Raw genomic sequence first — 14038 nt, 5'->3', positions numbered from 1 at the left:
GCAGCGCGGTGCCTAGCGGGCCGAGGCGCAGGAACTGGCCGATCGCGGGCGGCTGCCGGTCGCCATCATGGTCCGGGGGGCGCAGGCCCGCCTCGGGGCCCGGCCGGGAGACGCGGCGGCCTCGCGGCCGGTCCGACGCACGGGCTCCGAGGCACGGTCGGTCACGGTCGGGCGCGGCCCTTCCTCGGCCCCGCCGGCGCCTCCGCGCAACAGCTGGAACCGCCGGCGGCGCGGAACGACCGTCTCGGCCTGCGTTCCGAACAGCACCGCCAGCAGTAGCCGGACACCTCGGCCGATGGCCTGGCCGGCCGACTGGCCGGTCCCCAGTGGCGTGACCGACAGGACGCCGGCAGCCGTTGCTGACATCGATCCCCCTCTGAAAACCCCGTGATCGTTGCAGATTACGCACGTCGCCGACGGCGGGCCCGGACGACGACCAGCGAGCTGACCCCGCCGACTGCGGCGATCAGACCTGCGACGATGCCCTGAGCGGCGCCCGAGCCGGAGGCGGGCGCGGACGCGGCGACAGGGGCGAGCCGCAATGCGGCCGGGCTGGCTGGCGCGGTCGGGGCCGATGCGGCGGCGGTCGGGGCCGGCGGCGTGGTGGTCACCGGCGCTTCGGTGGCCGGGGCCGATGCGGCGGTGGTCGGGGCCGGCGTGGTGGTCACCGGCGCTTCGGTGGCCGGGGCCGATGCGGCGGCGGTCGGGGTGGTCCGGGCAGTCGGCACGGCGCTGGCCGGGGCTGCGGTCTTGGCGACCGTCGGCACGCCGGCCACCGGGGTCGCGGCTGCTGCGGGCGTGGCGGGGGCGGCCGGCCGGGGGACCGTGGCCGCAGGGCGGGCGATGTCGTACTTCGCCTGAGCCGCACCATCCGAGTTCAGGTACTGCCACTTGCCGTCCGCCGTGACGGAATCGCCGAACAGGAACGACGTCAGCTCGGGCGAGACACTGGCGTCGACCGTCAGCCGGAAGGTCTGCTTCCATCGGGCGCCGGCAGCCAGTGAGTGGTCGACCAGGGTGCTGTTGATCGCCAGCGCCGGGTCGCAGCCGGTCTGCAGCGGGACGTTCTTCCAGACCCCGTTGATCAGGGCCTCCAGGTGGGTGTTCTGCGAGGTCATCCCACCGAGTCGGCCCGGGCTGACCTCCGTCCAGCCCAGGATGGACAGGTCGACGGCGATGTTCTGGTAGTCGGCGCCGGTCCCGTTGTACTCGTCGAGCGTGAACTCCCAGGGCTGGCCGACGGTCAGCGGGGTGCCGGGGTGGTCGTAGCTCAGCGTGATGTCACCGTGATGCGCCGGAGCATCCTTCACCGGGTGCTGACCCGGGCGGTCGACGACCGACCGACCGGTGCAGTCGCTCTGGTCGGCGACGGCAGTACCGGCGGTGCCTCCCGCGACAGCGAGAGCGGCGGTGACGACGGCCATGTTCTTCATGAAACGGGACGAAAGGTACGTGCGCATGGCGGAATCCCCCCTGGGTATGGCGTGCTGCCTGTGATGAAGGCGGTCGGCCCCTGTTGCAAGCCCTGGGGCTTGCGGGTCCGTTCTCCGCGCCTTCAAACCCATAGACGTCCATCCCCCGCGGAGGTTGCAGGTGGATTCCAGAAGTTTTTCACCGAAAGCCGGCGTTCACGGTTACGGGTGGCGAGGTCGACGCGGAACACGCCGCGCCCTGGTGAACTTCTGCCGCTGGGCGCCGCGGGCGAGTTCGCTGAGGCGTTCGCCGATCACGGAGACACCGGGGCGGGGCTCCTGCTCGTAGTACCGGCGCTTGCGTCGGCGCAGCAGTTCCTCGCCGTGGTCGGTCCAGGTGAATCCCGGCTTGCGCAGCAGCTTCCGGAACACCTCGTCGACGGTCTCCGGGTGGGCGGCGGCCAGACGGCGGATCGGCAGTGGGGCGATCGACTCCTCGCGCAGGTACGTACGCAGCAGGTCCTGGTGATGCCTGCGGCCCGGGAGGGCCGGGTCGGTGAAGAGGTCCCGCAGCATGCCGTAGTCCGGGTAGAAGTTGAGCCCGTCGACTTCGTCGTAGATGACGCCGACCGTGTCCGATTCCGCGAGTCCTCGCGGTAGTTCGAAGGCCGGGAAGGCCAGACCGGGGAGCCGCCTGCCCCGGGCGCGGTCGGGGTGCGCGGCGACGGCGGCCTCCTGCCGGTGCCGGTAGTAGGCGTTGAGCCGGTCCTCGGCTTCGGCAGGGGGAAGGACCAGCTCGTCGCTGCCGCAGAACTCGATGAACGCGGCCCGGTCCACCCGCATCGAGTGCCATCCCTGCTCGATCTTCTCGGGGTTGTGGAAGACCAATGAGGGGTGTTCGGTGGCCAGTTGGAGCGCGGCCCGGGCGATCTCGGTGGCGCTGGACTTCGGATAGTGCGACATCATCCCGGAGATCAGCCACGCCCCGTCGGCCGAGTGGACGGGCACCAGGCAGGTGTGCAGGAATCCCCCCTTGGACACTCCGCGGAAGGCCGCCCGCCCGACGTTCGAGTAGGTGCGGTATTCGAGGTCGTCGATCAGGTTCAGCAGGACGACGGCGTCCCCGTCCTTGCGCCGGATCTCGAAGATGCCCTCGACCGGGTCACGCCACCCGAGCAGCATCTCCCGGTCGGCCTCGGTCAAGTCCCGTCGTCCGGCGACGAACCGGTCCACCACGGTCGAACCGTCCGGCAGGCGGTACCGCAGGATGAAGTCGTCGATGATCCGGATCGCATCGCCTTCCTCCAACTGCCGCCGGGGCCCGGCGGCCTCCAGGAGGAGGGGCGTCAACGACCGGTCGAAGCGCGCACTCCGGCCGAAATCGACCAGTTCGCCTTTCAACTCGGCGCAGCGTTCGATCAGACCTCGCAACGACGCCTCGTACTCGTTCCGTGCGACGGCAGCCATGGAATCCCTCCCGGTCCTGAGCGTTCCGACGCTCACTGCGCCCAGTAGTGGCGATATGCCTCGACCCACTCCGCTCCGTCCGGAGCCGGGTCCGGCAACGGAAGGTCCAGCAGTCCGATCGTCTGCCGGAACCCATCGCGGGTACACAGGGCGACGATCCTTCCGTCCCGTGAGAGGTCGACGCCGCGCACGATCACCTCGACGCCCAGCACCGAGGTGCTGAAGGGCACCGCCAGGTTCTCCTCGACGGCGGTGAACAGAGCCGACACCTCCTCGTGTTCGTCGTAGGTGTCGACCGTCGCTTCCTCGACCAGCGCGGCCAGTTCTCGCCTGCTCAACGTGCCCATGGCGCCACGTTAGCCAACCGGCTCGCGTCGTCTTGCGGGCGGTCCGAGGTCCCGTCGATCTGCGCGCGTATCGTCACCGCATGCGCTTGAGTGCCGTTATCCTGCCCATCCACCGGTGGAGCGACGGCCAGAAGATCCGGCGGCGGGCCGAGGACCTCGGGTTCCATGCCGCGTACGCCTACGACCACCTGTCCTGGCGGTCGTCCCGTGTGCGACCGAGCGGCTGCGGCTGGGGACGCTGGTGACCTCGGTCAAGCCCCGTTCACCCATCACGGTCTGACCTGCGAGAACACACTGCGGACGGGCCCCGCTCCGCCCGGCGGCGCGGGCGGAGCGGGGCCGCCGTTCAGGAGGAGAGGCGGTTCAGTGCTGCGGTGGCGATGCCTTCGACGTAGTTCGGGGCGTCGGCGGGCTGGCCGGTGAGGTCCACGATGGCGACCCGGGTGCCGCTGCGCAGGACCGCGGTCCCGCCGCTGGCGGTGCCGTCGCCGTTGTAGGCCGGGTACCAGCGGGCGGTGCCGCCGGTGACCGTCAGGGTGTGGGCCGCGCCGTAGTACCAGTGGCCGGCGGGCTCGTCCTGGCAGTCCTGAACGAGCGCGACGAGCTGCTTCTCCCAGGTGTCGGCCACGGTCCCGGTGGGGGCGTTCGCGGCCGACTCGATCAGCATGCCGTGGGTGTCGAAGGTCCAGTCCACGGAGGCGTACGCGGTGGCCTTGTCCTTGGTCAGGTCGCGCATCGTCTCCTCGCCGGAGCACGCGGACAGCCCCTGGCGTCCGGTCAGCGCGACGGTCGCGCCGACCGGGTTCATGCCCTTCTGGAAGTCCTCGCTCTGGACGAGGTCGGCGGAGCCGAGTCCGGGCGCGGCGACCGCGGCCGCAGCCGGGCGCGCGGTGTTGTGCGCGGCCGCGTCGGCGGTGGCCGACTGGGTGCCGACGACGCTGACGGTGATCAGTGATGCGGCGAAGCAGGCCGCGGCGGCGAGCCGGTTGCGGCGAACGGACTTCTGCTGGACGGTCTGGTTCTGGGTCATCTGGTCCCCCTGCTGGTCGGGACGCCTGCTGCGTCCTCGTACAACCGGGGAGATGCCGCCGGTGGAGGGGAAGTTGGAGCCATGGCCCGCTGTTTCACAGCTGTGACAGAGCGGTCCGGACGACGCGGTCCATCGCGGCCGTGCCCAGGCAGGCCTCGACCTCCAGCACCCCGTAGTGGGTGCCGCTGTGCAGCACGGCGATGCCGCCGCAGGGCTCCTTGCCCTCGGGCGCCCTGCCGGTGGTGTTGAAGTCTCCGGGGTAGACGCCCATCCAGCTCGCGGTGACGTCCGGGGCGAGCTGCAGCGTCGTGGTCCTTCCGTAGACCCAGTGCCCTGGCGTTTCCTCCTTGCAGGGCACCTCCTCCAGCAGCAGGCGCTCGGTGAGGTTCTGCGCCAGGGAAGGGCTCGGGGCCTCGGCGACGACCTCGCGGGCGACATTGTCGACGCGGTCGGCGACCGGCGGGGGGTCGCCCGGGTTGGTACGGGGGCTGGTCACCAGTTCGCGGGAGTGGGCGCCGGGCCCGCCCATGGTCTTCTTCTCGCCGGCGCAGGCCGAGTTGGCGTAAACCCCGTCGCCGTACCGGTCGGTGACGCGGATCTGCCCGATGCCCACGTCCGGGCTGAACGCCGCGGGTTCCAGGAGGTTCGCGGTCGTCACCGGTCCGGTCGCATCGGTCGGCGAGGCGGAGCCGGAGGCCGAGGACGCGGGCGTCGGGACGGACCCGCCGGGCCTCGCGGGACCGGACGCGCCCTGGGACGCCCCGCCGACCGCGGCACCCGACCGCGCTGCCGGGTGCGCGGTGGCGCCGGCGGGCGGTGGCAGGACGAACCGGCCGGTCGCCAGCCCGAGCGCGGCGGCTGCCACCAGGGCGACGACGGCGGACCGGGGCCGGACGACGGCGTGGCCGCCCTTCACGGACCGGTGACCAGGCGCTCGCGCATGAAGCGGCGGGCCTGGTGGATACGGTCCTTGACCGTGCCCAACGGGGTGTCCAGCACCTGGGCCACCTGGACGTAGGTCAGGTCGCCCAGGTCGCGCAGCACGAAGGCCTCCACCAGGGTGGGGTGCTGCTGCTCCAGCGCGGCCAGCGCCTCCATCAGGTCGAGCCGGGTCCCGGCGATGACGCTGGTGGTGCGCGGGTCGACGGACTCGGGGAGGTCGGCGTGGCTGTCCTCGGCGCGCCGGCGCATCGAGCGGTAGGTGGACCGGGCGGCGTTCGAGGCGATCACCGTCACCCAGCCCTGGAAGGAGCCGTGGCCGCCGTACTTGCCCAGGTGCGTGCTGATGGACAGCAGCGCGTCCTGCGCGGCCTCCTCCGCGTCGGCGTGGTGGGGCAGGAAGCGCGAGCAGCGGCGCAGCACCACCGGCCGCAGCTTGGCCAGCAGGTGCTCCATCGCCCCCGGGTCGCCCGCCTGAGCCGCCGTCACGAGCCGTTCCAGCTCGCCTTCCTCGAACATCCGGATCCCCCCGTTTCGTCCCGCCTGCATCCCACCCGTCGAACGGAGTTCCGCACACGCCCTGACTCCGGCAGAATGCTGCCACATGCGCAAGCTCGGCCGTTACCTCCTCCTGGAGCGGCTCGGAGCCGGCTCCTTCGCGACGGTCTGGAAGGCCTACGATCCGGAGCTCGACACCGAGGTCGCGGTGAAGGTGCTGGCCGAGAACTGGGCCGCCAACGCCGATGTGCGCGAGCGGTTCCTGGCGGAGGCGAGGCTGCTGCGCCGGATCGCCAGCCCGCGGGTGGTCCGGGTGCACGACGTCGGGGTGCAGGAGGACCGGCCCTACTTCGTCATGGACTACGTACGCGGCGGCACCCTGGCGGACCGGGTCGGGCAGTGCGACCCGCAGGAGGCGCTGCGGCTGGCCGCGGAGGCGGGCTACGCGGTCCAGGTCCTGCACGAGGCGGGCGTGGTGCACCGCGACGTCAAGCCGTCCAACCTGCTGCTCGCCACCGGCCCTGTGCCCGCCGCGGTGCTGGTGGCGGATCTGGGCAGCGCGAAGCAACTGGCCGACGCATCCGGGCTGACGGTGACCACGGGCACGCCCGCGTACATGGCACCGGAACAGGCCTTCCAGACCGGCGGGTTCGACGGGAGGGCCGACGTGTACGCGCTGGCCGTCGTGGCCTACGAGCTGCTGACCGGGCAGAAGCCGTTCGGCCCGGGCGGACGCGCCACAGCCCTGATGACCGACCAGCCGACCGCCTCGACGCTGCCGGCGTTCCCAGCCGGAACGGAGCTCCCACCGAACGTCGTCCTGCTGCTACGGGCCGCGATGTCCGTCGAGCCGGCGGACCGACCGCCGACCGCCCAGGCCTTCGCGGACGCGCTGCTGGCTCCGGTCCCGCAGCCCCAGCCCCTGGAGGGCCCCGGGTGGTTGACCCCGCGCGCGGTCTGTCTGGCGTCGGGCACGGTGTTCACGGCGACGACCCTGTTGAGCTGGCTGCAGCGTTGAATCCGGCAGGGGGCCGGTCCGCACCGGCGGTCGTGCTCGGGAGAGGAATCCGGCCGCGAACGCGTGAAGGATCCTGGCCGCTGACGGCTACCGTAGGGTCGGGGGTACCGTCCCCACGCTGACCGCAGCAGCGATGGCTACGGAGAGTGTGCGCCTTGGTACCTTGGTGACCTCGCTCAACCATCACAGCTTGACCTGCGCCGCCGGCGCAGTGGTGAGGACGGCGGGCGGTCCGCCAACCACGGCGGGGCCGCAGGCCGTTGTGCCTGCGGCCCCGCTCAGGGGTTCGGGATCTCAGGAGGGGTCGCCGTACTGGAGACCGCGTCCGTTGGTGCCGACGTACACCCGACCGAAGGTGTCGGGGTCACCGGTGATGATGCGCTGGCCGGCGAAGTTGCCCCACTGGTGCGCGTCGTCGTTGATCCGGAGCCAGCTCGCGCCCTGGTCGGTGGAGCGGAAGACGCCGGCGACGCCCTTGACGGTGCCGATCAGGTACAGCGCCTGGTACGAGGTGCCCGGTGCGGCCTTGCCGAAGCCGACGGCGGAGGCGGACTCCACCGAGGACAGCTTGATGAAGCTGCGGCCGCCGTCGGTGGAGTGCAGCAGACCCGTGCCGTCGCCGGCGAGCCACAGGTCGCCCGCGACGCCGGGGACGGCGCTGAGCTTGCCTCCCGGCAGGTTGGCGGAGCGGGCGGTGAAGTTCGCGCCGCCGTCGGTGCTGGCGTAGAGCGTGCCGTTGTTCAGCGAGTAGAAGGTGTTGGCCGAGGACCGGTCGGCGACGACCACGGCATCGTTGCCGAGGCCGTTGACCTTCGACCAGCTCGCGCCCCGGTCGGTGGAGCGGTACGGGGCCTGGCCCGCCTCGGTCCAGACGAAGCTGGAGCCGTCCGCCGCGATCGCGATGTGGCCGCTGTCCGCGCTGGCCACCGGCTCGCCCTTGAAGCCGTTCCAGGTGTGGCCGCCGTCGGTGGAGAGGGCGCCGTCCTGCGCACCGCCCCGGCCGACCCGGACCACCAGCGAGGGGTTGGACTGGGCGAAGTCGAGGGAGGTGCTGTTGTAGATCGTCGGGTTGGTCAGCCGCCCGGTGGGCTCCTTCGTCAGGTCGTCGTACACGAAGCCGCCCTGGTCGCCCAGCGCGGTGATGAGGGCGGCGGCGCCGGGCGGGGAGACCGCGTCGTAATACGCCGTCTCCTCCAGCCCGCGGGCTCCGACGAACCAGTGGCTGGTGCCGCCGTTGTCGGTCGCGTTGGCGTCCTTGCTGGCCCAGATGCCGTTGCCGGTGCCGTACATCACGTGCCCGGAGTCGAACGGGTCGATGCTCAGCGCGGTCATCCAGTGCCCGATGCCGGTGCCGAGGTACGGGGCGATGGAGGCGTCCCGCACGGACCTGTCGGACTGGGTCTTCCAGGTCGCACCGCCGTCGGTGCTGCGGTAGACCTCGTCCTGCGGCCACCAGCGGTCCAGCGTGGTGACCATCACCGTGGACGGCTTCTGCGGGTCGACGGCCAGACCGGCGAACCCGTAGCCGCCCTGGGACGGCGAGATGTTCTTCCACGCCCCGCCGGAGGTGTTGTACTTCCACACCGAGCCCGCCGTCACGCCGTTGGGCCCGGGGGCGTTGCTGTACGTCAGGTACAGCGAGCCGTCACCGGAGAGCACACCGTGCTGCGGCACCTGGCCGGTGGGCTGCCCGGAGACCGGGTGCCAGGAGTTGCCGCCGTCGGTGGACCGGTACAGGTTGGTGGACCTGTCGGCGACGCCGACGTAGATCGTGTTGCTGCCGGCCGGGCCGTAGGTCACGAAGGAGATGCCGGTGCCGAAGCTGGCGCCGTCCTTGACCGGGAACGAGGAGACCTGGTTCCAGGTCACACCGGCGTCGGTGCTGCGCCACAGGCCGTTCTTGCGGGTGCCCAGCAGCAGGTGGTCGTGGTTCGCGGGGTCGATCACCAGGCGCTCGCCCGCCCCGCGGCCGTCCTCGTTGCCGCCCAGCTTGAACGGCAGGTCGGTGCGCTGGAAGGTGCGGCCGCGGTCGGTGGAGCGCAGGATCGAACCGTTGCCGGCCCAGTCGTTGGTGTAGGTGCCGGCCGCGAGGTAGAGCCGGTCCGGGTCGACCGGATCGGTGGCCAGCGACTCGATGCCCAGCAGGTTCCAGTCCTTCTGACCGATCCAGTCGGTCAGCGGGATCCACTGCTCGGCGCCGGTGTCCCAGCGGTACGCGCCACCCATGTCGGTGCGCGCGTACAGCAGGCCCTTCTCCTTCTGGTTGAAGATCAGGCCGGTGACGTAACCGCCGCCCGCCACCGGGGCGTTCTTCCACACGTACGAGCCGGAGCCCTGTGCGCCGCCGGCCCCGGGCACCGGCGTGCCGGGCACCTTCACCAGCTTCCACTGCTGGTTGGCACCACCCCACCCGGGCCACTGGATGATCTGCGTGCCCTGGGCCGTGGAGTTGCCCGTGACGTCCAGGACCTGACCGCTCTTGCGGGAGGTGAAGGTGACGGCGTCGGACCCGCTCACATCGCCGATCCGCCACTGCTGGGAGGCGGAGGAGCGGTCCGTCTGCTGCTCGGCGACAGCCCCCTGGCTGGTCGAGTCGCCCGCTATGCCCAGCACCTTGCCACTGTTGCGGTTCACCAGCTCGTAGTAGCCGTCCCCGGTGGACTTCAGTTTCCACTGCTGGTTGGCGGTGTTCTGGTCGACCCACTGCTGGATCCGGGTGCCGTCGGCGGTGGAGAAGGCGTTGACGTCCACCACCTGGCCGCTGCGTACCGAGACCAGCCTGTAGTAGGCATCGCCGTCGACCGTCGCGGCCTGGGAGTCCCCGTGTACGAACACGAAGTACGACCCGACGGTGAGGGACACACCGAGCACCAGAGCTGTGGCGCTCAGGCGACGGCGGTGACGCCCGCGGCGCCTGCCGTTCGTGGGGTTGCTCATGGGTGGACGTTCTCCTTGCGAACTGTGCACGAGGGGACGGGTGGATCCGGCCACGGGCTGGCCGGATCCACTCCCTTGTGGTCGCAGGGGCCGCAAAGGGTTGCCGCGAGCCGGGAACTTCTTGACGGGAATTTTCCGCCCCGATCACGGCAACCTTTGTGCGCGCGACGCCTACCAGTGGGGCCAGTGGCCGTGGAACCCCGGCCGCGCGCCGACCGGGTTTCCCCTCTCGCTTGGCCGGTCGCCGAAACCCTCACCCGACCGTGTGCACGCGTAGGGTCGATGCCATGCGACTGAGCACGGTGATCCTCCCCATCCACCGGTGGAGCGAGGGGCAGAAGATCTGGCGGCGGGCCGAGGACCTCGGCTTCCACGCCGCGTACACCTATGACCACCTGTCGTGGCGCAGTTTCCGGGACGAGCCGTGGTTCGGGTCCGCACCCACGCTGACCGCCGCCGCGATGGCTACGCATAGTATCCGGCTGGGCACCCTGGTGACCTCGGTCAAGCCTCGTTCACCCATCACGGGCTGAGCTGTCCGACGCCCGGCGCTCATAGTCGGCCCGAGCCGCGTTCACCTCGTTGATGTACCGCTCCGCCCAGTCCCGGACCGCACCGAGTGGGGCCTCCAACGTCCGCCCCAGTTCCGTGAGGCGGTACTCGACCTTGGGCGGCACGGTCGGGTGGACCGTGCGGCTGACGAGCCCGTCGCGCTCCAGGCTCCGCAAGGTCTGCGTGAGCATCTTCTCGCTGATGCCGTCGATGGCCTCGCGCAGTTCGCTGAAGCGCAGCGTTCCGGCAGCCAGGGCGCCGACGATCAGAGCGGTCCACTTGTCGGCGATCCGGTCCAGGGCCGAACGGGACGGACATGGTGCGCTGTACGCGTCGGCCGGCTTGCCGTCCGGCAGCCAGGCCAGGACCCGGCCGGGAGTTCCCGGCCGAGGACGGCGGTCACGGGTGGCGGGCATGCGCATACGTTAACCAACCGATCCGCTCGGCGCTCGCGTGTGCGTCAGGTGCTGCGGACTCCATGACGAAGTGTCATCGGACAGTCGCCGCGCTCCGACCGTGCCCGACCCGGGGGTTCGCCTCGGCGTCGGGGCCGGCGGCCCACGCCCGCCGCAGCACGGGAGGGACGACCCGCCCGAAGACGTGCCCCGCGAAGTGACCGCCGGCCAGGATCGTGTTTCCGTCCCCGAGCTCTTCGAGGAGCCGGGCGCGGGTGCGGAGACCTTGCTCCGGATCATCGTCGAACACGCACGTCCAGTGGCTCTGAGTGATCTGCACCTGGCAGTGCATGATGTCGCCGAGGACGATCAGGCGTCGGCCGTCAGCACCGGACGGATCCGTGACGATCAAGCTGCTGTGGCCCGGTGTGTGCCCCGGCGTGGACAGGATCCGCACACCGGGGGCGATCTCCTCGCCGTCCGTGACGAAACCGATCACGCCGCCCAGTGGATCCTGCACGGCCTTCGAATCCGGTCCGGGGAACGTCCCGCGGCCTTCCCAGTGCCGCCACTCCGCCTCGCTCACCAGGTGCCGGGCCGCGCGGAACGTCAGCCCGTTGACCTCGCGGCCGTCAGGGAAATGCGGACCCGGAGCGACATCGCTGGTCCACCCGACGTGATCGTGGTGCAGGTGGGTGTAGACGACAGCGTCCACGTCGGTGGGTGAGAGGCCCTCGGCGGCCAGGTTCCGCACCAGCGCGCCGGCCTTGAACGACGCCACGTCGGGAATCGCGAAGTCGACGTTGCCCAGGCCAAGGTCGACCAGGACGGACCGCCCGCCGGCGCGAATCAGGAACGAACCGATGCTGACCGGGAACCAGCCACGCTCGTCGAGGAACTCCGTGTGCGTCGCCCAGCCGCCCGGCACGCTGGAAGGAAAGAACGCGGCCGGATTGAGCCACCCCTCCCCATCGGGTAGATAGGTCACCGTCGTCTCACCGATGGCGATCTGGGCGCGGAGTGCGGGCTGGACCACGGTTCTCTCCTCGACAGGCTGTCACGCTCGGGCACGGCCGGGAGGCCGCGGCCCTCGTTACTGACTATCGGAGAGTGACAATCTGCTGGGAAGTACGCACTTGCAAGTGCGTCCCCCGCAGCGCGGTGACGGGGTGATCGTGATGTGCGTACCTCCCCGGATGCGGCCAGCTCACTGGCCTGCTGGACAAGGTCGAGGAACAATCGAGAGTTGCGCGCTGACCGCTTCCGATGTCGCCGCAGTTCACTCGAAGCCTCACCCATCAGAGCGCTGCACGTAGGGTCGGCGTATGCGACTGAGCACCGTGATCCTCCCCATCCACCGGTGGGCCGAGGGGCAGAAGATCTGGCGGCGGGCCGACGACCTCGGGTTCCACGCCGCGTACACCTATGACCACCTCTCCTGGCGGAGCTTCCGGGACGAGCCATGGTTCGGTTCGGTCCCGACGTTGACGGCAGCCGCGTGCGCCACCGAGCGGATCCGGCTGGGCACCCTGGTGACCTCGCCGAACTTCCGGCATCCGGTGACGCTGGCGAAGGAGCTGATCACGCTGGACGACGTGTCCGGCGGGCGGGTCACGCTGGGGATCGGGGCCGGGGGCACGGGGTTCGACGCGACGGCGATGGGGCAGGAGGCGTGGTCGCCGCGGGAGCGGGCGGACCGGTTCGGGGAGTTCCTGCCGCTGCTGGACGAGTTGCTGCGCAGTGACGCCACGACGCGCGAGGGCGCGTACTACTCGGCGGTCGAGGCGCGGAACGTCCCCGGGTGCGTGCAGACGCCGCGGGTGCCGTTCTACGTGGCGGCGACCGGTCCGCGCGGGCTGAAGCTGGCGGCCGAGTACGGGCAGGGCTGGGTGACGTACGGGGACCCGCGCGGGCCGGCGGACGTGCCGGTGGAGCAGGCGCCCGAGGTCATCGCGAAGCAGATCGGGAAGCTGACGGCGGCCTGCGAGGCGGCCGGGCGGGACGTGGCGACGCTGGAGAAGGTGCTGCTGCAGGGCTCGACGGCGGAGAAGCCGCTGCAGTCGGTGGACGCCTTCGTGGACTGGGCCGGGACGTACCGGGAGCTGGGGATCACCGAGCTGGTGATCCACTGGCCGGTGCCGGACTCGATCTTCGAGAACGACCTCGCGGTGTTCGAGGAGATCGCCACCGAGGGCCTGGCCCAGCTGGGCTGAGCCGGGCCGGCCGTCACGGGTGCGGGCGGGTGCGCTGGGCCGGGAGGACGGGGACCGGGTCCGGGGTGCGGCGGGCGAGCTCGGCGAGGACGTGGAAGAGGACCTCGCCGAGCAGCACCGGCTCCCGGGAAGCAGTCGGTACGGCCCGGGCGTCCGGGAAGGGGAGGGTCGGGGGCGGCTCGTCACTGAGCTGGCGAGTGGGCATGGCTCTTCCTGCCGACGGGGTGACCACAGCGAGTCCTGCCCGGCGGCCCGTACCGACACCCCGGTCGGGGGCGAATCGGCCGGAAACGGTGTGGGAGGGGCCGGAACCCGTCCCCGCGGCCCGCGACCGGCCCCGACCGCGCCGCCGTCCGGAGTATTCAGCCCTGCGGCGGCGATGGGCGAAGATGGACCGGTGACCGAAGCCCGTACCGCTCCCCGCCTCATCGCCACCGACCTGGACGGCACCCTGCTGTGCTCCGGCGGCACCGTCAGCGATCGCACCGCCGCGGCCCTGGCGGCGGCCGAGGCGGCCGGGGTGCAGGTGGTGTTCGTGACCGGGCGGCCGCCGCGCTGGATGCAGCAGCTGAGCCCGCACATCGGCGGTCACGGGGTGGCGATCTGCTCCAACGGCGGCGCGATCGTGGACGTGCGGCGCGGCGGCGAGCTGATCGAGTACTTCCCGATGCCGGTCGAGACCTCGCTGGCCGTGGTGGAGGTGCTGCGGGCCAAGCTGCCCGGCACCGCGTTCGCCTTCGAGTACGCGGACGGCTGGGGCCGCGAGCCCGGGTACGAGGTGCTGATGTGGGGCGACGACGAGGTCCGGGTGATCGGTCCGGCCGAGCAGCTGCTGGCCGACGGCGGCCCGGTGCGGGGCCTGTTCAAGCTGCTGGCCAAGCACCCGGACCTCGACCCGGACACCTTCCTCACCGAGGCCCGGACGGCGGCCGGGCACCTGGCCGAGATCACCCGCTCCTCGCCGATCCCGCTGCTGGAGATCAGCGCGCCCGGCGTCACCAAGGCCAGCACGCTGGCCCGTTGGTGCGCCGAGCACGGGATCGACCGCAGTGAGGTGGTGGCCTTCGGCGACATGCCGAACGACCTGGAGATGCTGGCCTGGGCGGGCACCGCGTACGCCGTCGCCAACGCCCATCCGCATGTGCTGGCGGCGGTGGCGCAGCACACGGTGAGCAACGAGGAGGACGGCGTCGCGGCGGTGCTCGAGGAACTGCTCCGACTGCTCTGACC

The 14038-nt window shown here is 71.3% G+C and carries 13 protein-coding genes and 2 pseudogenes; 5 read left to right on the top strand and 10 right to left on the bottom strand.

Annotated features, from left to right (window positions below; translation table 11 throughout):
• Positions 1 to 401: 401 nt before the first annotated feature.
• The 3 genes from ACWCYO_RS33090 to ACWCYO_RS33080 form a co-directional block, all read right to left on the bottom strand.
• Positions 402 to 1460: a hypothetical protein gene (locus ACWCYO_RS33090; protein ID WP_449786285.1), complete on the bottom strand. Its 1059-nt coding sequence runs from the start codon at positions 1458 to 1460 to the stop codon at positions 402 to 404.
• Positions 1461 to 1634: 174 nt separating this feature from the next.
• Positions 1635 to 2879 carry a hypothetical protein gene (locus ACWCYO_RS33085; RefSeq protein WP_449786284.1) on the bottom strand — a complete coding sequence of 415 codons (1245 nt, stop codon included), beginning with the start codon at positions 2877 to 2879 and terminating at the stop codon, positions 1635 to 1637.
• A gap of 32 nt (positions 2880 to 2911) precedes the next feature.
• Positions 2912 to 3226: a hypothetical protein gene (locus ACWCYO_RS33080; protein ID WP_270145467.1), complete on the bottom strand. Its 315-nt coding sequence runs from the start codon at positions 3224 to 3226 to the stop codon at positions 2912 to 2914.
• A gap of 80 nt (positions 3227 to 3306) precedes the next feature.
• Here ACWCYO_RS33080 and ACWCYO_RS33075 point away from each other — a divergent pair.
• Positions 3307 to 3503 (top strand): annotated as a pseudogene (locus tag ACWCYO_RS33075) (LLM class flavin-dependent oxidoreductase); the annotation flags it as partial.
• Positions 3504 to 3572: 69 nt separating this feature from the next.
• Here ACWCYO_RS33075 and ACWCYO_RS33070 read toward each other — a convergent pair.
• From ACWCYO_RS33070 to ACWCYO_RS33060, 3 genes are all read right to left on the bottom strand, one after another.
• Entirely contained in the window at positions 3573 to 4256 is a 684-nt protein-coding gene (locus ACWCYO_RS33070) for a hypothetical protein (protein WP_270145468.1), read from the bottom strand.
• 94 nt (positions 4257 to 4350) lie between these two features.
• On the bottom strand, positions 4351 to 5172 hold the full coding sequence (locus tag ACWCYO_RS33065) for a hypothetical protein (RefSeq protein ID WP_270145470.1): 822 nt from the start codon (positions 5170 to 5172) through the stop codon (positions 4351 to 4353).
• Positions 5169 to 5714, bottom strand: a complete 546-nt coding sequence (locus ACWCYO_RS33060) for an RNA polymerase sigma factor (protein ID WP_449786283.1) — start codon at positions 5712 to 5714, stop codon at positions 5169 to 5171. Before ACWCYO_RS33060 ends, ACWCYO_RS33065 begins: the two co-directional genes overlap by 4 nt.
• A gap of 85 nt (positions 5715 to 5799) precedes the next feature.
• Between ACWCYO_RS33060 and ACWCYO_RS33055 the strand changes: the two genes are divergently transcribed.
• Positions 5800 to 6711, top strand: coding sequence for a serine/threonine-protein kinase (locus ACWCYO_RS33055; protein ID WP_449786282.1), 912 nt, complete (start codon positions 5800 to 5802; stop codon positions 6709 to 6711).
• Positions 6712 to 7005: 294 nt separating this feature from the next.
• Here ACWCYO_RS33055 and ACWCYO_RS33050 read toward each other — a convergent pair whose 3' ends face one another.
• Positions 7006 to 9648 (bottom strand): RICIN domain-containing protein, encoded by a 2643-nt coding sequence (locus ACWCYO_RS33050; protein WP_449786281.1) that lies wholly within the window; start codon positions 9646 to 9648, stop codon positions 7006 to 7008.
• Positions 9649 to 9935: 287 nt separating this feature from the next.
• On the opposite strand from ACWCYO_RS33050, the pseudogene ACWCYO_RS33045 reads away from it, so the two are divergent.
• A pseudogene (locus tag ACWCYO_RS33045) lies at positions 9936 to 10175 on the top strand (LLM class flavin-dependent oxidoreductase); the annotation flags it as partial.
• Here the strand turns inward: ACWCYO_RS33045 and ACWCYO_RS33040 are convergent.
• Positions 10164 to 10616: a winged helix-turn-helix transcriptional regulator gene (locus ACWCYO_RS33040; RefSeq protein ID WP_449786280.1), complete on the bottom strand. Its 453-nt coding sequence runs from the start codon at positions 10614 to 10616 to the stop codon at positions 10164 to 10166. The pseudogene ACWCYO_RS33045 and the gene ACWCYO_RS33040 overlap by 12 nt on opposite strands.
• Positions 10617 to 10689: 73 nt before the next feature.
• Positions 10690 to 11631: an MBL fold metallo-hydrolase gene (locus ACWCYO_RS33035; protein WP_270145481.1), complete on the bottom strand. Its 942-nt coding sequence runs from the start codon at positions 11629 to 11631 to the stop codon at positions 10690 to 10692.
• 289 nt (positions 11632 to 11920) lie between these two features.
• Between ACWCYO_RS33035 and ACWCYO_RS33030 the strand changes: the two genes are divergently transcribed.
• Positions 11921 to 12808, top strand: coding sequence for an LLM class flavin-dependent oxidoreductase (locus ACWCYO_RS33030; RefSeq protein ID WP_449786279.1), 888 nt, complete (start codon positions 11921 to 11923; stop codon positions 12806 to 12808).
• A gap of 13 nt (positions 12809 to 12821) precedes the next feature.
• On the opposite strand, the gene ACWCYO_RS33025 is transcribed toward ACWCYO_RS33030, so the two are convergent.
• Positions 12822 to 13013, bottom strand: a complete 192-nt coding sequence (locus ACWCYO_RS33025) for a hypothetical protein (protein ID WP_270145491.1) — start codon at positions 13011 to 13013, stop codon at positions 12822 to 12824.
• Positions 13014 to 13187: 174 nt separating this feature from the next.
• Between ACWCYO_RS33025 and ACWCYO_RS33020 the strand changes: the two genes are divergently transcribed.
• Positions 13188 to 14036, top strand: a complete 849-nt coding sequence (locus ACWCYO_RS33020) for an HAD family hydrolase (RefSeq protein WP_405000673.1) — start codon at positions 13188 to 13190, stop codon at positions 14034 to 14036.
• Positions 14037 to 14038 lie beyond the last annotated feature (2 nt).

Source organism: Kitasatospora sp. NPDC001683 (genome assembly GCF_053596495.1).
The sequence above is the reverse complement of the archived record's forward strand: the minus strand, read 5'-3'. Positions and strand labels throughout refer to the sequence as shown.

What these genes read in the sequence shown, in the direction of transcription:
- ACWCYO_RS33090 (WP_449786285.1), bottom strand. Translation starts at nt 1,460, where the DNA reads ATGCGCACGTACCTTTCGTCCCGTTTCATGAAGAACATGGCCGTCGTC.
- ACWCYO_RS33085 (WP_449786284.1), bottom strand. Translation starts at nt 2,879, where the DNA reads ATGGCTGCCGTCGCACGGAACGAGTACGAGGCGTCGTTGCGAGGTCTG.
- ACWCYO_RS33080 (WP_270145467.1), bottom strand. Translation starts at nt 3,226, where the DNA reads ATGGGCACGTTGAGCAGGCGAGAACTGGCCGCGCTGGTCGAGGAAGCG.
- ACWCYO_RS33070 (WP_270145468.1), bottom strand. Translation starts at nt 4,256, where the DNA reads ATGACCCAGAACCAGACCGTCCAGCAGAAGTCCGTTCGCCGCAACCGG.
- ACWCYO_RS33060 (WP_449786283.1), bottom strand. Translation starts at nt 5,714, where the DNA reads ATGTTCGAGGAAGGCGAGCTGGAACGGCTCGTGACGGCGGCTCAGGCG.
- ACWCYO_RS33055 (WP_449786282.1), top strand. Translation starts at nt 5,800, where the DNA reads ATGCGCAAGCTCGGCCGTTACCTCCTCCTGGAGCGGCTCGGAGCCGGC.
- ACWCYO_RS33050 (WP_449786281.1), bottom strand. Translation starts at nt 9,648, where the DNA reads ATGAGCAACCCCACGAACGGCAGGCGCCGCGGGCGTCACCGCCGTCGC.
- ACWCYO_RS33040 (WP_449786280.1), bottom strand. Translation starts at nt 10,616, where the DNA reads ATGCCCGCCACCCGTGACCGCCGTCCTCGGCCGGGAACTCCCGGCCGG.
- ACWCYO_RS33030 (WP_449786279.1), top strand. Translation starts at nt 11,921, where the DNA reads ATGCGACTGAGCACCGTGATCCTCCCCATCCACCGGTGGGCCGAGGGG.
- ACWCYO_RS33025 (WP_270145491.1), bottom strand. Translation starts at nt 13,013, where the DNA reads ATGCCCACTCGCCAGCTCAGTGACGAGCCGCCCCCGACCCTCCCCTTC.
- ACWCYO_RS33020 (WP_405000673.1), top strand. Translation starts at nt 13,188, where the DNA reads ATGGGCGAAGATGGACCGGTGACCGAAGCCCGTACCGCTCCCCGCCTC.